The sequence below is a fragment of the Gilvimarinus algae genome (genome assembly GCF_030518215.1).
Lineage (GTDB): Bacteria > Pseudomonadota > Gammaproteobacteria > Pseudomonadales > Cellvibrionaceae > Gilvimarinus > Gilvimarinus algae.
Genome location: NZ_JAULRT010000032.1, coordinates 431,130 through 447,980 on the forward strand (window position 1 = coordinate 431,130; position 16,851 = coordinate 447,980).

Consider the following 16,851-nt stretch of genomic DNA (forward strand, 5'->3'; position numbering starts at 1 on the left):
GGTTATCGTCATGACAACACGCATTGCAGTGACCGGTGCGGCCGGTCGTATGGGAAAAATTCTAATCGAAGCCACGGTCAAAGCCGATAATACTGAGCTTACCGCAGCACTGGTGCGCCCTGGCAGCTCTTTGGTGGGCGCTGATGCCGGAGAGCTTGCCGGCGTTGGCAAGCTTGGCGTGACGCTTGTTGACAATCTCGCAGACGTGATCGACACCTTTGATGCGATTATCGATTTCACCACTCCGGCAGCCACTCTGGAAAACGCCGCCCTGTGCGCGCGCCACGGCAAAGTCATGGTGATTGGTACCACCGGTTTTAGTGATACTGAGAAAGATGCGCTGCTCGCCTATCAGTCGCAGATCCCTCTGTGCCTGGCGGCCAACTACAGCACGGGTGTCAATCTGTGCTTTAAATTGTTGGAAACCGCCGCGCGGGTTATGGCCGCCGATTCCGATATTGAAATTGTTGAGGCGCACCATCGCCATAAGGTTGACTCCCCGTCGGGTACGGCACTGCGAATGGGTGAGGTCATCGCCGAAACCACCGGACGTGATTTAAAAAAAGTCGCTGTCTATGGACGTGAGGGCATTAGCGATGCCCGAGCCCGCGACACCATTGGCTTTGCCACTGTGCGCGGCGGTGATGTTGTCGGTGAGCACACGGTCATGTTTCTCGCCGATGGCGAGCGGGTAGAGATTACACACAAAGCGTCAAGTCGCTTGGCTTTTGGCAATGGCGCCGTGCGTGCCGCTGGCTGGCTGCTCACACAGCCGCCAGCTCTGTACGATATGCAGGATGTGCTGGACCTCAAATAAAGCAATACAGCGTTCTTCACTTCTAAGGGACTCTATGCCAACTCAATCTGCTGCTGTTGCTGCGGGAAAGCAGCCCTATTTTCCCCACATTGATGGACTGCGCGCGATCGCTGTCATCAGTGTGCTGCTTTTCCACCTTGAGTTTGTTCTGTTTTCCGGTGGCTTTATCGGCGTTGATGTCTTCTTTGTGATATCGGGTTATCTGATTACTGCGCATCTCCGCTCAGCCGTAACCGAAGGTCGGTTTAGTTTTGGCTGGTTCTACGCAAAGCGAGCACGTCGTCTGCTGCCTGCCCTTTTTGCGACGTTTATTGCAACGTTTATTGCATCCTGGTTCATCTTGCCGGCGCCGAATCTTGAGCGTCTTGGCCAGGAAACGCTGTTTGCACTTTTCTCGGTATCCAACGTCTTGTTCTGGAACGAGTCGGGCTACTTTGATACCGCCTCAACCCTAAAGCCCCTGCTGCATACCTGGAGCCTGTCCGTTGAAGAGCAGTTTTATCTGTTTTGGCCCCTGTTGTTGTGTTTTGTTCGGCGGGAAAAAGCGGTATTTATTCTACTGCTGAGTCTGGGGCTGGTCAGTCTGATTGCAGCCGAACTGTTTGTCCGTCAGCAGCGTGAGTTGGTTTTCTACATGATGCCCTTCCGAATTGTAGAGTTTTGTTTGGGGGGGATTTTAGTCTGGCTGGAACGTCGCGAGCCACTGCCGGGCTGGCTGCAGGAGTGTTTGGTGGCTTTGGGTCTTTTGGCCATAGTCATTCCTGTTTTCGCCTACACAGAAAAGACCGTCTTTCCTGGGCTGACCGCTGTCATCCCCTGTGTTGGTACCGCGGTGGTTATTGCCTGGGGAGCAAAGGCGCGGGTATCCGTGTTGTTGCGCTGGCGGCCCGTGGTTGCTATCGGGCTAGTGTCCTATTCACTGTACCTTAATCACTGGCCGCTGATTGTGCTGTACAAATATGTGAATCACGAATTCTCCGCAGTGGACAAGTGCCTATTGTTGGTGGTGTCTTTGGTTCTTGCGGCGCTTATGTACCAATTTATCGAGACGCCGTTTCGCTCGAAACGAGTTGCTTTTTCTCGAAAGCCAGGTGCCTTTACTTCAATCATGGGTGGTGCGGCTGCTACCGTGATCGGAGTTTCTGTGTTGAGCCTGGTTTTTGACGGCTTTGCTTCACGCTTCGAGCGTCAGCAACTACTGGAGTCTGATATAGAGGCGGGCAAAAAAGCGCGATTCGAGCTGATCTCGGCAGATTGCCGGGAGCGGGGTTGGGATGTGTGTAATAGCCCGTCATTAAGCCGGGAGAAAAACGTTCTTGTTATCGGCGACAGTCATACGGTGGATGCCTATAACATTCTACGTTTCGCTTATCCAGAGAAGTACTATGTCAATGTTTCACTTGGTGGATGCCCGCCAACGGTCAATAATACACTCTATGAGATTTGGGAGGGATGGTCCGAGCTGGAAAAGTGCGACCAGCTCAACAAGAAGCGACTTGACCCGGACTTTCTCAAGGCTTTCGACACTATTGTTATAGCCGTGTATTGGGGGCGATATAAGCCTGAGCACTTGTTGGAGACATATAATTACATCTCAAACGCTGTCGATGCTGAGATAGTTGTTTTTGGAAATTACCTAACGTTGAAAAAGTCCATGGCCGACCTCCACAATCAAGGCGTTGATCCAAGGGTGACGCCTGAGGTGGTAAATAATTTTGCGTTATTTGAAGAGGAACTTGCTCAGATGGCGGTCGATCGATACCGGTTCGTCAGTAAAAAGAGTCTTCTCTGTGGCGACGAATTGTCGAGCTGTGAGCTTTATTATGACGGTAAGCCTTTTAGTTATGATGAACATCATATGAGCCTCGAGGCAGCTGAGGCTGCCTCGCTGCGTCTGGAGGGGCTCTACTCTACATGGGACTCATTTATAATGCGGTGACTTGGCAGTGTGTTGGGTTTCACATTACTGCTGTGCTGCAGAAAATAATCGTTGCAGTTGTAAATTACGCACTACCTCTTCAATCGAACCTTTGCTTTTTTCGTTCTCCGATAACGCATGAGACAAGAGTTGGTAGTCTGTGGACTTTGATAGTCCAGCTAGTTCCAGAGTCCATACGCCCAGTTCGTGACTGGCTTTAGGTAGCCAGTTACTGGCGATGGGATAGTTGGCAAATGCCAGTGCAGGTGTGTTTTGTTGCCAAGCCTTTCGCCCGTTCTCAAAGCTCACTTGTGCAAATACACGTTTTAGGTTGGGCAGATGGTCTCCAAAAAAAACAACCAGTGTGGGGCGTTCGCGTTGCGCGATGTACTTTTTTAAGTGGATCATTGTGGCGGAAGCATTTTGTGCGTGGTAGATAAACTCTCTCCACTCGGCGCTCGCCTTTTTATCAAGGGCGGAAGGGGCTTGAATGTTGTCTCGGCGCACAGAATCGATCACGGGCTGAGTATCAAAGGGGCCGTGACCCTCCATTGAAATGGCAAAAATAAATTGGGGCTCTTTCTCGCCTTCAAGTTGGCTTTTTATCGTTTCGGCTAAGGCCAGGTCTGACACCCAAATCCCGTCTCGTCGTTTTCGGTCAAAATGTTCTATGTCAAAGAATTGATCAAAGCCCAGTAACGGAAGCGCTCTGTCGCGCTGCCACATGCTTTGGTTGTTTGGGTGCATGGCTGTGGTTTGATAGCCGAGTTGCGAAAGAGACCAGACGATAGATGACTGTTTCGCGTGAACAATGGAAATGTAGGGGTAGTCTTTCGTACCTAGAGCGTGAAACGGAATCGCAGTCAGAACTTCGAACTCCGTACGGGTGGTGTTTCCTCCAAATGTCGGGACGTCAATAATACTCTTAAGCGCCGTATTGGACAGTGCGCAGAATTGCGGAATAAGCGCGCAACTATCCACCCCCTGAATGATGCCTGGATTGAAGAAGCTTTCGGCAAGCCAAAGCACAATGTCGGGTCGAACATCTGTTTGAGTGAAGTCGGGCTCTATGGGGTTGTCGCGCAAGAACTGGTCAACGAGCGCATGGTTGACCTCAGGCAAGCTTAATTGTGCAGAGCGTGCTCCTGTCACCAATGATGCTAACAGCCCTTGCTTAGCTGGTGCCTGGCTCGTTGCCCAAGGTTCAGCGCCGTGGGCCTTGGGGCTGTACATCAACTCTGGGCTGACTGCTTTATCACTAATGAGGGCGAAGCCAACCAAGCTCACGAGAAGTGTTGGGGGTGCCCAGCGCCACTTTATCGCAGGCTCCTTTATAAAAAGGTAAATGGTGAGGGCGACTCCAGCGGCCAGTATAAGGCTGATGCCCTTGGGGGCATACAGCGAAAGCAGGTTCCAGTTGGCAATGGTTTGGCCTGCCAAAAACGCATCGGCAAATGTTAATGGTTGGTTGAGGTGTTCAAGCTTCAGCTTGTGAGCGCTAAACACCGCAAGGCCCGCGCAGGCTGTGAACAGCAGCGAGCACCAGGCTCTTCGGGTGACGCCGAAGAACAGCAAATAAGCCAGCAGCAGAGGCAATATATTGGCCGCCAGCTTTACCGGTGACGAACCTACGGAAAGATGATCGTCGAGGGCCAGTGGCAGAATGAGCAGAGCGGCAATAATAAGCAGTGGCTTGTTTGTGCGCGGATGAAGCAAGGGGCTCTCCTTGAGGGTAAAACGGGTTCCGTTGGGGGGCGCAATCGGGGACGCATTGTAATAAAAATCGTCTATTTCTAATATGTTACTGCAAAATGACACTCGATTTTGTGAAAATCTGTTTCTAGCCCCCACTCTCGAGTGGTCATTGAGCTGCCTTTTTCAGGGCGGAAACGGGGTATTCGGGTTGGACAATGAGGGGCTACTCACCTACAATACGCGGTTAGTTGCATTAACCCAAGCCGCGCCAATGGTCGCCTTAGCACAGTGAATAAATAAGCGAGATGAAGCCGACTGGTTCATCTCGCTTTTTTGCAACTTGCGACCGGGCTTTACTTATTCCGACGAGATGTATCCGCGCTCTCGCGCCTGCTCTGGCGCGGTCGCTTCGCTCGGCATAAAAAAAGTGAAATCTTGAGGAGGTTGACTTGATTACTGGGGCCCACAGACCCGCATTACTTGTGCTCGAAGACGGCAGTGTCTTTCGGGGTACCGCAATCGGCGCCGAAGGTCTTTCGGCAGGTGAGGTGGTCTTCAATACCTCCATGACCGGTTACCAGGAAATCCTCACCGATCCGTCCTACGCTCGGCAGATCGTGACACTGACCTACCCGCATATCGGCAACACCGGCACCACCCCCGAAGATGAAGAGTGCGACACGATCTGGTCGGCAGGGCTGGTGATCCGGGATCTGCCTGCCCGATCAAGCAATTTCCGCCAGACCCAGACTCTGGATGAGTATCTCAAGGACAAGGGTGTTGTCGGTATAGCCGATGTTGACACTCGCCGCCTGACCCGCTTGCTGCGCGATAAGGGTGCCCAGAATGGCTGCATCATCGCCGGCGAGCTGGACGAGGCCAAGGCGCTGGCGGCTGCCAAGGCGTTTCCGGGCCTCAAGGGCATGGACCTGGCCAAGGAGGTGACCTGTTCTGACCCCTACCGCTGGACCGAGGGCAGCTGGCAGCTCGGCGGCGGCCACAGCGATGTGGTGGAAACCCGCTTTAAAGTGGTGGCCTATGATTATGGCGTGAAGCGCAACATCCTGCGCATGCTCGCCGACCGCGGCTGCGATATTACCGTGGTGCCCGCCAAGACACCGGCCAGTGAGGTGCTGGCGATGAATCCGGATGGCGTCTTTTTGGCCAACGGCCCGGGAGACCCAGAGCCCTGCGATTACGCCATCGCGGCGATCAAGGCCATTCTCGAAACGGATACCCCTGTGTTCGGCATTTGTCTGGGGCATCAACTGTTGGCGCTGGCCTCTGGCGCCAAGACCTTGAAAATGAAGTTCGGCCACCATGGTGGCAACCATCCGGTGCAGGACCTTGAAACAGGCTGCGTCATGATAACCGCCCAAAACCACGGCTTTGCGGTGGATGAGGCGACGTTGCCTGCCAACCTGAAGGCGACTCATAAGTCACTGTTTGACGGCTCCTTGCAGGGCATCCACCGCACCGACAAGCCGGCGTTCAGTTTTCAGGGGCACCCGGAGGCGAGTCCCGGGCCGCACGATGCCGCCAATTTGTTTGACCACTTTATTGAATTGATGGAGAGCGCGAAGCGGTGACGGAGACGCGACGCCCAACGACGACGCTTTGACCCCGTAAACCGATTCTGACAGCGAGACCGACATGCCAAAACGTACCGACATTAACAGCATTCTGATTCTGGGCGCGGGCCCCATTGTCATCGGCCAGGCCTGCGAGTTTGACTACTCGGGCGCTCAGGCCTGCAAGGCACTGCGCGAAGAGGGTTACCGGGTGATTCTGGTGAACTCCAACCCCGCGACCATCATGACTGACCCCGCCATGGCCGATGCCACCTATATTGAGCCGGTGGAGTGGGAGACGGTTTCCAAGATTATTGAAAAAGAGCGCCCGGACGTGATTCTGCCGACCATGGGCGGGCAGACAGCGCTCAACTGCGCGCTGGACCTGGCCAAGCACGGCGTCCTGGAAAAATTTGGTGTGGAGTTGATCGGTGCCAATGAAGAGGCCATCAATAAGGCCGAGGACCGCGACCAGTTTGACAAGGCCATGAAGCGCATTGGCCTTGAGTGCGCTCGCGCCAAGATCGTTCACACCATGGAAGAAGCGCTGGAAGTGCCTAAAGAGTTTGGCTTCCCCTGTATCATTCGCCCCTCTTTTACTATGGGTGGCTCCGGCGGCGGCATTGCCTACAACTGGGAAGAGTTCGAAGAGATCTGCAACCGCGGCCTCGACTTGTCTCCCACCAATGAGCTGCTGATTGACGAGTCGCTGTTGGGTTGGAAAGAGTACGAAATGGAGGTGGTGCGCGATAAAAACGACAACTGCATTATCGTCTGCTCCATTGAAAACTTTGACCCCATGGGCGTACACACCGGCGACTCCATCACGGTGGCGCCGGCGCAAACGCTGACGGATAAAGAACTGCAGATTATGCGTAACGCTTCACTCGCCGTGCTGCGCGAGATCGGGGTAGAAACCGGCGGCTCCAACGTGCAGTTTGCGGTCAATCCGGAAAATGGTCGTCTGGTCGTTATTGAAATGAACCCTCGGGTGTCCCGCTCTTCGGCGCTGGCGTCCAAAGCTACGGGCTTCCCTATTGCCAAGGTAGCCGCCAAGCTTGCGGTAGGTTATACCCTGGATGAGCTGCAAAATGAGATTACCGGCGGCGCGACCCCGGCCTCTTTTGAGCCCAGTATCGACTATGTGGTCACCAAGGTGCCCCGTTTTACCTTTGAAAAGTTCGGCGATGCCGACGCCCGTCTCACTACCCAGATGAAATCCGTGGGCGAGGTTATGGCTATTGGCCGTACCTGGCAGGAGTCTCTGCAGAAAGCGCTGCGCGGCCTGGAGGTTGGCTCGGCCGGCTTTGAGTCCAAGCTGGATCTGAACGATGAAGAAACCCCGGCGCGTATCCGCCGCGAACTGACTACCCCGGGTGCCGAGCGTATCTGGTACGTGGGAGACGCGTTCCGCTTGGGTATGACCGTCGAGGAAGTTTTTGAGACCTCGAAAATCGACCCTTGGTTTTTGGAGCAAATTCGCGAAATTATTGAGCTCGAGCAAAAGGTACGTATGGCCACGCTGCCCGAGCTGTCGGCCGAAGACCTGTATCTGCTCAAGCGTAAAGGCTTTTCCGACAAGCGCCTGGCATTGTTGCTGGGGGTGAAGGAGGCGAAAGTGCGGGCGGCGCGTCACGAGCTGAACATTCGCCCGATTTTCAAGCGTGTGGATACCTGTGCGGCCGAATTTTCCACCTCCACCGCCTATATGTACTCGAGTTACGATGAGGAGTGTGAGGCTCAGGTGACTGGCAAGCCCAAAATCCTCGTGATTGGCGGCGGCCCAAACCGTATCGGGCAGGGCATTGAGTTTGACTACTGTTGTGTGCACGCGGCGCTGGCCATGCGCGAAGACGGCTACGAAACCATAATGGTCAACTGCAACCCAGAGACGGTGTCTACCGACTACGATACCTCCGATCGCCTTTATTTCGAGCCGATTACCCTGGAAGATGTGCTGGAAATTGTGCACAAAGAGCAGCCAAAAGGCGTGATCTTGCAGTTTGGCGGCCAGACGCCGCTGAAGCTCGCGCGGGCTCTGGAGGCTGAGGGCGTGCCCATCCTGGGAACCAGCCCGGATGCCATCGACCGGGCCGAAGATCGCGAGCGCTTCCAGCAAATGATCGACAAGCTGGGGCTGCTGCAACCGCCGAATGCCATCGTGCGGTCATTGGAAGAAGCGTTGATCAGTGCCGAGAAAGTGGGTTACCCACTGGTGGTGCGTCCCTCTTATGTACTGGGTGGTCGCGCCATGGAAATCGTCTACAAAGAGGAAGAGTTGCGCACCTATATGCACTCCGCGGTGAAAGTGTCCGAGGATGCGCCCGTGCTTTTGGATCACTTCCTGAGCGCTGCCGTTGAGGTGGACATCGACGCTGTCTCCGACGGCAAAGAAGTGGTTATTGGCGGCATCATGCAGCACATCGAACAGTGCGGCGTGCACTCAGGCGACTCGGCCTGCTCTCTGCCGCCTTACTCCCTGCCCAAAGAAGTGCAGGATGAAATGCGTGAGCAGGTCAAGGCCATGGCGCTTGAGCTTGGAGTGGTAGGGCTGATGAACACCCAGCTCGCCTGGCAGGATGGCAAAATCTATGTGATTGAGGTCAACCCGCGTGCCTCGCGCACAGTGCCTTTTGTTTCAAAGTGTGTTGGTGTGTCTCTGGCCAAAATCGCCGCCCGCTGCCAGGCGGGTACCTCTCTGGCCGAGCAAGGCTTTACCAGTGAGATAGTGCCCACCTGCTTCAATGTCAAAGAAGCGGTTTTCCCGTTCAACAAGTTCCCGGCGGTGGATCCGATCCTCGGTCCGGAAATGAAGTCCACCGGTGAGGTCATGGGCGTGGGCACCACGTTTGGCGAAGCATTCGCCAAAAGCCAGCTGGGGGCTGGCAGCAAATTGCCTACCGGCGGGCGCGTATTTATCAGTGTGCGCGATGTGGACAAGCCGGGTGTTGTAGCCGTGGGTAAAGCATTGGTGGAGCTCGGCTTTACTTTGGTTGCCACCCGCGGCACGGCCAAGGTGCTTGAGGGGGCTGGAGTCGGAGTTGAGGTGGTCAATAAGGTTGGAGAAGGCCGTCCGCACATCGTCGATATGATCAAAAACGACGAGATCAGGATGATCATCAATACCACCGAAGGGCGTCAGGCCACACGTGACTCGGCGTCGATTCGTCGCAGCGCCGAAGCTCACCGGGTGTATTACACCACCACACTGGCCGGTGGCGAGGCCGTGTGCATGGCTCTGAGCTTTGGCAAAGAGATTCAGGTACGCCGCCTGCAGGATTTGCACGAGGAGGCTGCACAATGAACAAGGTACCCATGACGGTAGAGGGCGCTGAGGCGCTTCGCGCAGAGTTGAATGACCTGAAAAAAGTCCAGCGCCCGCGTATTATCGAGGCGATTGCCGAGGCTCGTGAGCACGGCGATTTAAAGGAAAACGCCGAGTACCACGCCGCCCGCGAGCAGCAAAGTTTCTGTGAGGGCCGGATTCAGGAGATTGAAGGCAAGCTGTCCAATGCCCAGATCATCGATGTAAAGACCATCCCCGCGACCGGTAAAGTGATTTTTGGCACCACGGTGACCATTGTGAATGTCGAAACCGAGGAGCAAAAAGTCTACCGCATTGTCGGTGACGATGAGGCGGACGTGAAGGCCAATAAAATTTCGGTAAGCTCGCCCATTGCGCGCGCGCTAATCGGCAAGGAAGAAGGCGATGTGGTGATGGTTAAGGCTCCGGGTGGCGAAGTCGAGTACGAGATCGACAAGGTGGAGCATCTATGAGGGGCTAAGCCCCTCATCTTTCAAACCCTATAACTCGGCTGTCTGGTGTTTAGAAAGAAAACTGTTAGCACCAGACAGCCGTTGGGTGTCGTCACAAGGCTAGCGCAATAAGTTCGATAACTTTGGGTTGGGTTTCTTGGCGGGGCGATAGAGTAGGGCAACCTTACCGATGGCCTGCACCAGCTCAGTGTTGGGTAGGCGCTTCAGCGTTTCGAGAACCTCGACGCGGTCTTCACGCTCTGCCAGCGCCAGCTTAACCTTGATCAGCTCATGATCATCCAGAGCTCGCTCTAACTCGCCGAGCACACCCTCTGACAAACCGTTACCGGCGACGGTGACCACCGGCTTTAAATTGTGTCCCAGCGTGCGGAACTGTTTGCGTTTTTCAGCGCTTAGGGGCATAACGTCACCTTAACCAGAATGGATACTTAATCGCCTTGGCAGACGGGGCGCTATTGTAACGCATACCGGAGGCAGCAGGTTCAATGGCCCGCTCCAAAAGCAGTAAACGCTGGCTGCAGGAACACTTCTCTGACCAGTATGTCAAACAGTCGCAGCGCGACGGCTATCGTTCGCGTGCCAGCTATAAGCTCCTTGAAATCGATAAAAAGGATAAATTGTTCCGTGCCGGAATGAAGGTCGTGGATTTGGGCGCGGCCCCTGGCGGTTGGTCTCAGGTGGCCGCCGAGCGGGTCGGGGACCGGGGTCGGGTGGTCGCCTCGGACATACTGCCGATGGATTCCATCGCCGGTGTGGATTTTATTCAGGGTGATTTTACCGAAGAGGCTGTCTTTGAGGCGTTGCTGGCGGCCATCGACGGTGCGGCGGTAGACCTTGTAATATCCGACATGGCCCCCAATATGAGTGGAGTAGGGGCGGTAGATCAGCCCCGGGCTATGTACCTGGTAGAGCTGGCGCTCGATATGGCGCGTGAAATACTGGCCCCGGGTGGTAGCTTTGTCGCCAAAGTCTTCCAGGGTGAAGGTTTTGAGCCCTGGCTTGCCGATGTGCGCAGCGCCTTTACCAAAGTGGCAACGCGCAAGCCCGACGCCTCGCGGGCGCGCTCGCGAGAGGTTTATATAGTTGCCAGAGGTTTTAAAGGCAACTGACATTTTTTTACGGTTAGCCATTGATCCAAACTATGACTGTCAGGGCTATACTGACAGTCACGCACAGTGAAATGGTGACCGGGGCCTTGGCCCCCCGAGGGCGCTAAGGCGCCCAGAACGATGTAAATGAGGGTTTCACCTTGAACGATATGACCAAAAACCTGATTCTGTGGCTGATTATTGCCGCCGTCCTGTTCAGCGTGTTTCAGGGATTTAATCAGCCCGCGCAATCTGACGCAGTCACTTACTCAGAGTTCGTGACCGCAGTAGAGCAGGATCGCGTGAGGGAAGTCACGATTCAGGAAATGCAGGTCCGCGGGGTCATGGCCGACAACACGCGCTTCACCACGACCTTGCCTCCCATTCGTGATGAGAACCTTATGCCCGATTTGCGTCGCCATGACGTTGAAATTACCGTTTTGCCGCGCGAAGAGCCCAGCCTCTGGCACCAGCTGTTGGTGGCCAGCTTCCCGATTTTGATCATTATTGCGGTTTTTCTGTTTTTCATGCGCCAGATGCAAGGTGGAGCCGGTGGTGGTCGCGGCGGCCCCATGAGCTTTGGCAAGTCCAAGGCGCGCCTGCTGGGCGAAGACCAAATCAAAACCACCTTTGCCGATGTGGCAGGGGTCGATGAGGCGAAAGAAGAAGTGCAGGAGCTGGTGGAGTACCTGCGTGACCCCTCCAAATTCCAACGCCTGGGGGGGCGTATACCCCGCGGCGTGCTCATGGCCGGTCCTCCGGGTACCGGTAAGACCCTGTTGGCCAAAGCCATCGCCGGCGAGGCCAAGGTGCCCTTTTTCTCAATTTCCGGCTCGGATTTTGTCGAGATGTTTGTGGGTGTCGGTGCTTCGCGCGTGCGCGACATGTTTGAGCAGGCCAAAAAGCAGGCGCCCTGCATCATTTTTATCGATGAGATTGATGCCGTCGGCCGTCACCGTGGTGGCGGTCATGGTGGTGGTCATGACGAGCGCGAACAGACGCTGAACCAGTTGCTGGTGGAAATGGACGGTTTTGAAGGCAGCGAAGGCGTGATTGTGATCGCCGCGACCAACCGTCCCGACGTTCTCGACCGCGCCCTCTTGCGCCCAGGCCGCTTTGACCGTCAGGTGGTGGTTGGTCTGCCCGATATTCGCGGCCGCGAGCAGGTGCTCAAGGTGCATATGCGCAAAGTGCCGATTTCCGAGTCGGTAGAGGCCTCGGTGATCGCCCGCGGTACCCCGGGCTTCTCGGGCGCTGACTTGGCCAATTTGGTCAATGAGGCCGCTCTGTTTGCCGCCCGTGCCAACAAGCGTCTCGTGACCATGGAGGAATTCGAGAAGGCCCGTGACAAGATCATGATGGGTGCAGAACGCCGCTCCATGGTCATGGGCGAAAAAGAAAAGGAAAACACCGCATACCATGAGGCCGGGCACGCTATTGTGGGCCGTTTGGTACCGGAGCATGACCCGATCCATAAGGTCACGATTATTCCGCGCGGTCGCGCCTTGGGGGTGACCCAGTTCCTGCCGGAGGCTGACAAGTACAGCTTGAGTCGCCGGGCGATTGAATCGCAGATTTGCACCTTGTTCGGTGGTCGTATCGCCGAGCAGATGACCCTGGGGGATGAAGGCATCACCACCGGCGCCTCAAACGATATTGAGCGTGCCACTGAGCTGGCCCGCAACATGGTGACCAAGTGGGGGCTGTCGCAAAAGCTGGGGCCGCTGCACTATGGCGAAGACGAAGGCATGATGCCTGGTTCCGGCACGCCCAATTACTCGGGTGAGACGTCTAAGCTGATTGATGAAGAAGTACGCGAAATTGTCGATCGCTGCTACAAGCGCGCCGAGCAGCTTCTGCACGACAACCGCGATATTCTCGAGTCCATGAAAGACGCGTTGATGGAGTACGAGACCATCGACTCCGAACAAGTGGATGATTTGATGGCCCGCCGCAAGGTGCGCCCGCCTCGCGATTGGCACGATGGCGACTTCAATAGCCACATCGGCGGTGGCGGCGTCAGCGACAAGAAGGCGGACGAGCCCAAAGAGGGCAAGGCCGGCCCGATTGGCGGCCCGGCTGAAGATCACTGAGGCCTGTCCGCGTCCATAACCCCGCTGCGGCGGGGTTATTTTTTTGTATGAATTAAGATGGCATGAGCGCTTCTATACCTTACTCCGGAACCCTTGCAGCAGCTGCCCACTCGCTGGATTTGTCCCGCCCGCTGGTCATGGGCATTCTCAACACCACGCCCGATTCTTTCTCCGACGGCGGTAATTGCTACCGCGCCGACACTCTGGACCTATCGCTGGCAGTCCGACGCGCCGAGGCCATGTTGGCCGACGGCGCCGCCATTATTGATGTCGGTGGCGAGTCAACCCGCCCCGGGGCAATGCCCGTCAGCGAGCAGCAGGAGCTGGAGCGGGTCGTGCCAGTGGTGGAGGCGATTGTCCGGGAGTTGAATGCACCTGTGTCTGTGGACACCAGCTCCCCGGCCGTTATTCGTGAGAGTGCTGCGGTCGGCGCGGCACTGATTAACGATGTGCGAGCCCTGCGCCGAGAGGGCGCGCTGGCGGCGGCCACACAAACCGGCTTGCCAGTGTGTTTGATGCACATGCGTGGTGAGCCCGGCAATATGCAGGACGCTCCCGCTTACGACGATGTGCTGGGGGAGGTCAGTGAGTTTTTTCGCGAGCGCCTCGACGCCTGCGCAGCGGTTGGTTTGAGCCGCGATAAAATTCTGCTCGATCCGGGCTTTGGCTTTGGTAAATCGCTCGCGCATAATTTGACGCTATTACGCGAGCTCGCACACTTCCACCGCTTTGGCTGCCCTGTGTTGGTTGGCATGTCCCGTAAATCCATGCTCGGGCATTTGCTCGGGCGCGAGCTTGGCGAGCGCCTGCCGGGCTCGTTGGCGCTCGCTTTGGAAGCCGCCTGGCGCGGCGCTCACATTATCCGGGTGCACGATGTGCGAGAAACGGCCGATGTACTCGCGGTACACCTGGCGCTTAAGGAGAATAAACCGTAATGAGTCGTAAATATTTTGGTACCGACGGCATACGTGGCCGGGTGGGGGAAATGCCCATCACGCCGGACTTTATGCTTAAGCTGGGCTGGGCCGCTGGCCGTGTGCTGGTCGATCGCTTCGACGGGCCGGGCTTGTTTCTTATTGGTAAAGACACCCGTATCTCCGGTTATATGTTTGAGTCGGCGTTGCAGGCAGGGCTAATCAATGCCGGGGTTGATGTGGGGTTGCTCGGGCCTATGCCGACACCGGGCATCGCCTATCTGACGCGTACTTTCCAGGCCCAGGCCGGTATTGTGATCAGCGCCTCGCACAACAGCTACTACGATAACGGCATTAAGTTTTTTAGCGCCAATGGCACCAAACTGGCTGATGATATTGAACAGGCGATTGAAGAGCAGCTGGAATTGCCAATGGTCACGGCCGAGCGGCTTGGCAAAGCCCGGCGCATCACCGATGCCTCCGGCCGTTATGTCGAGTTCTGCAAGGGGACCATGCCCTGGGGCTTTAACCTGAGCGGACTGCAAATTGTTGTCGACTGCGCTCACGGCGCTACCTATCACATTGCCCCCAGTGTTTTTTCCGAACTGGGGGCCAAGGTGATTCCCTTTGCCACTGAGCCCAATGGCACGAACATCAATCGCAGCTGTGGCTCCACCAACCCCGAAGCGCTGAAAGAGCGCGTGCAGGAGGTCGGGGCCGATCTGGGCATCGCCTTTGATGGCGACGGCGACCGGGTGATTTTCGTCGATCATAAAGGTGAAATCGTCGACGGTGATGAATTGTTATACATCATCGCCGCCTATCAGCACCAGTACGGTGGAGGCTGCAGCGGCGTAGTGGGCACCTTGATGAGCAATTTTGGTTTCGAGTTGGGGCTCAAAAACCTGGGCATTCCCTTTGCGCGGGCCAAGGTGGGTGACCGCTATGTGATTGAAACCATGCGCCAAAACGGCTGGGCGATCGGCGGTGAGTCCTCGGGGCATATCGTCTGTAGCAATGTGACAACCACAGGCGATGGCATTATTTCGGCGCTGCAGGTGTTATTGGCTATCGCCACCATGGAGGAGAGCCTTCACAGCGCCAAGCAGGGCATGATGAAACTGCCGCAAACCATGATCAACGTCCACCGCGTGAAAAAAGTGGATTTGAACAAGGATGAAACCATTCAGCAGGCTGTCGCCGCTACCGAGGAAAAGCTCGCCGGGCGCGGGCGGGTGCTGCTGCGTCCCTCGGGTACCGAGCCGGTAGTGCGGGTGATGGTTGAGGGCGAGGACCGGGCCCAGGTAAAAACCCTGGCGCAGGAACTGGCAAAGGTCGTCGAACGGGCGCTCAACTGAGCCGCTAGCGGCGGCCCGATTTTAGGGGCTTTCGGCGTTGTAACTTGGCGGCTGTTCCGCTACCATTGGCGGCCGCTTTACGGAGGGTAGAATATGGCGTCGCAACCGCAGGGTCAGCGTCGCCGGCTGGTGGTCGGCAACTGGAAGATGAACGGCACGCGGGAAGACAATACCCGCCTGTTGCAGGGCATCTTAGGGGGCTGGACTGCGCTAGAGAGCGTCGATGTGGCAATTTGTCCCGCCTTCGTTCATATACCCCAGGTGGCCGAGTCTCTGAAAGGCTCCCAGTTACACTGGGGTGGTCAGAGCACAAATCCCCACGAAGCGGGTGCCTACACAGGCGAAGTCTCGGCCGCTATGCTGGCTGATCTGGGCTGTCGCTATGTGATCATCGGGCACAACGAGCGCCGGCGCTTGCGCGGCGAAACCGACGACTATGTGGCCGAGCAGTTTTTGGCGGTCCAGCGAGCCGGGCTGGTTCCGATACTCTGTGTCGGTGAGACCATCGAGCAACGTGAATCCGGTCAGGCTTTGGCGACCATTGGTGCTCAGCTTGATGTGGTCCGCAATGCTGCTGGCCTGGAAGCCTTTGAGCACGCCGTAGTGGCCTACGAGCCCATTTGGGCGGTGGGCACTGGCAAAACTGCAACGCCCGATGAGGCGGAGCAGGTACACGCCTATATTCGCGAGCAGTTTGGCGAGTTGGGGAGGCAGTTGACGATACTCTACGGTGGCAGTGTCAAATCGCATAACGCCGCAGAGCTGTTTCAGCTGCAGGATATCGACGGTGCCCTATTGGGCGGTGCCTCGCTGGAGGCAAATGAATTTCTGGCTATTTGCCGGCACGCCGAACAGGCGGGCAAAAGGTCATAACGCAAAGCAGCTCATAGAGACTGGAGCAATGGAAAAAATCGTTCTTATCGTACACATACTGACAGCGCTGGCGATTATTGCGCTGATCCTGATGCAGCAGGGCAAAGGCGCCTCAGCGGGTGCTTCTTTTGGTGCCGGCGCTTCACAAACTGTATTTGGCAGTGAAGGCAGTGGCAACTTCTTTACCCGCGCCACCGCCATCTTCGCCTTTGTGTTTTTCTGCACCAGCTTTGGCTTGGCGATAATTGCAAAAAATAGTGCATCGGTGACTGACGAAGCGATTCCATCCATGATAGAATCCGCCCCCGCTGGAGCAGCGGCCGATAGCGATGTGCCGGCTGTTTCCGATGAGGCCTCTGATGTGCCCAGTATGGGCAGCGAAGAGGCCAGCGACGTACCCGCCATCCCGGCTGAGTAATCGTATTACGGTTTTCGACGCCGTAGGTATCATCCCTTCGCCCAAGTGGCGAATTGGATAGACGATGTGCAGGAGGCACAAGTGTCGCGAGAGGCAGGACGCCGACAGCGGCCACGCGTAGTGTGTCGGGATGATTGGCAGATTATGCATTAGTAAATTCGATGTTTAGGCATCAACCCCTTTGCCCAAGTGGTGAATTGGGTAGACGATGTGCAGGAGGCACAAGTGTCGCGAGAGGCAGGACGCCGACAGCGACCACGCGTAGTGTGTCGGGATGATTGGCAGATTATGCATTAGCAAATTCGATGTTTAGGCATCAACCCCTTTGC

13 protein-coding genes are annotated in these 16,851 nt (G+C 56.1%); 11 read left to right on the forward strand and 2 right to left on the reverse strand.

The features are described 5' to 3' along the window. Positions 1-10 precede the first annotated feature (10 nt). Both dapB and QWI16_RS03320 read left to right on the forward strand, forming a co-directional pair. Positions 11-817, forward strand: a complete 807-nt coding sequence (gene dapB / locus QWI16_RS03315) for a 4-hydroxy-tetrahydrodipicolinate reductase (protein WP_302711312.1) — start codon at positions 11-13, stop codon at positions 815-817. Positions 818-851: 34 nt separating this feature from the next. After that, entirely contained in the window at positions 852-2,756 is a 1,905-nt protein-coding gene (locus QWI16_RS03320) for an acyltransferase family protein (protein WP_302711313.1), read from the forward strand. A gap of 24 nt (positions 2,757-2,780) precedes the next feature. Here QWI16_RS03320 and QWI16_RS03325 read toward each other — a convergent pair whose 3' ends face one another. Beyond that, on the reverse strand, positions 2,781-4,451 hold the full coding sequence (locus tag QWI16_RS03325) for an LTA synthase family protein (protein ID WP_302711314.1): 1,671 nt from the start codon (positions 4,449-4,451) through the stop codon (positions 2,781-2,783). A 428-nt stretch (positions 4,452-4,879) separates the two neighbouring features. Between QWI16_RS03325 and carA the strand changes: the two genes are divergently transcribed. From carA to greA, 3 genes are all read left to right on the forward strand, one after another. Next, on the forward strand, positions 4,880-6,019 hold the full coding sequence (carA, locus tag QWI16_RS03330; protein WP_302711315.1) for a glutamine-hydrolyzing carbamoyl-phosphate synthase small subunit: 1,140 nt from the start codon (positions 4,880-4,882) through the stop codon (positions 6,017-6,019). Between the two features lie 64 nt (positions 6,020-6,083). Beyond that, complete coding sequence (gene carB / locus QWI16_RS03335) at positions 6,084-9,305, forward strand: carbamoyl-phosphate synthase large subunit (RefSeq protein ID WP_302711316.1); 3,222 nt, start codon at positions 6,084-6,086, stop codon at positions 9,303-9,305. Then, a complete protein-coding gene (gene greA / locus QWI16_RS03340; protein WP_302711317.1) occupies positions 9,302-9,778 on the forward strand; it encodes a transcription elongation factor GreA in 477 nt (158 codons plus the stop codon). Before carB ends, greA begins: the two co-directional genes overlap by 4 nt. Positions 9,779-9,877: 99 nt before the next feature. Here the strand turns inward: greA and yhbY are convergent, their stop codons facing one another. Continuing rightward, entirely contained in the window at positions 9,878-10,180 is a 303-nt protein-coding gene (yhbY, locus tag QWI16_RS03345; protein WP_302711318.1) for a ribosome assembly RNA-binding protein YhbY, read from the reverse strand. An 83-nt stretch (positions 10,181-10,263) separates the two neighbouring features. Here yhbY and rlmE point away from each other — a divergent pair, with 83 nt between their 5' ends. The 6 genes from rlmE (at position 10,264) to secG (ending at position 16,522) form a co-directional block, all read left to right on the forward strand. Beyond that, on the forward strand, positions 10,264-10,887 hold the full coding sequence (rlmE, locus tag QWI16_RS03350; RefSeq protein ID WP_302711319.1) for a 23S rRNA (uridine(2552)-2'-O)-methyltransferase RlmE: 624 nt from the start codon (positions 10,264-10,266) through the stop codon (positions 10,885-10,887). A 149-nt stretch (positions 10,888-11,036) separates the two neighbouring features. After that, positions 11,037-12,959, forward strand: coding sequence for an ATP-dependent zinc metalloprotease FtsH (gene ftsH, locus QWI16_RS03355; protein WP_302711328.1), 1,923 nt, complete (start codon positions 11,037-11,039; stop codon positions 12,957-12,959). A gap of 62 nt (positions 12,960-13,021) precedes the next feature. After that, a complete protein-coding gene (gene folP, locus QWI16_RS03360; RefSeq protein WP_302711320.1) occupies positions 13,022-13,894 on the forward strand; it encodes a dihydropteroate synthase in 873 nt (290 codons plus the stop codon). Next, entirely contained in the window at positions 13,894-15,231 is a 1,338-nt protein-coding gene (gene glmM, locus QWI16_RS03365; protein WP_302711321.1) for a phosphoglucosamine mutase, read from the forward strand. Before folP ends, glmM begins: the two co-directional genes overlap by 1 nt. 93 nt (positions 15,232-15,324) lie before the next feature. Then, positions 15,325-16,104: a triose-phosphate isomerase gene (gene tpiA / locus QWI16_RS03370; protein ID WP_302711322.1), complete on the forward strand. Its 780-nt coding sequence runs from the start codon at positions 15,325-15,327 to the stop codon at positions 16,102-16,104. 28 nt (positions 16,105-16,132) lie between these two features. Continuing rightward, complete coding sequence (secG, locus tag QWI16_RS03375) at positions 16,133-16,522, forward strand: preprotein translocase subunit SecG (protein WP_302711323.1); 390 nt, start codon at positions 16,133-16,135, stop codon at positions 16,520-16,522. Positions 16,523-16,851 lie beyond the last annotated feature (329 nt).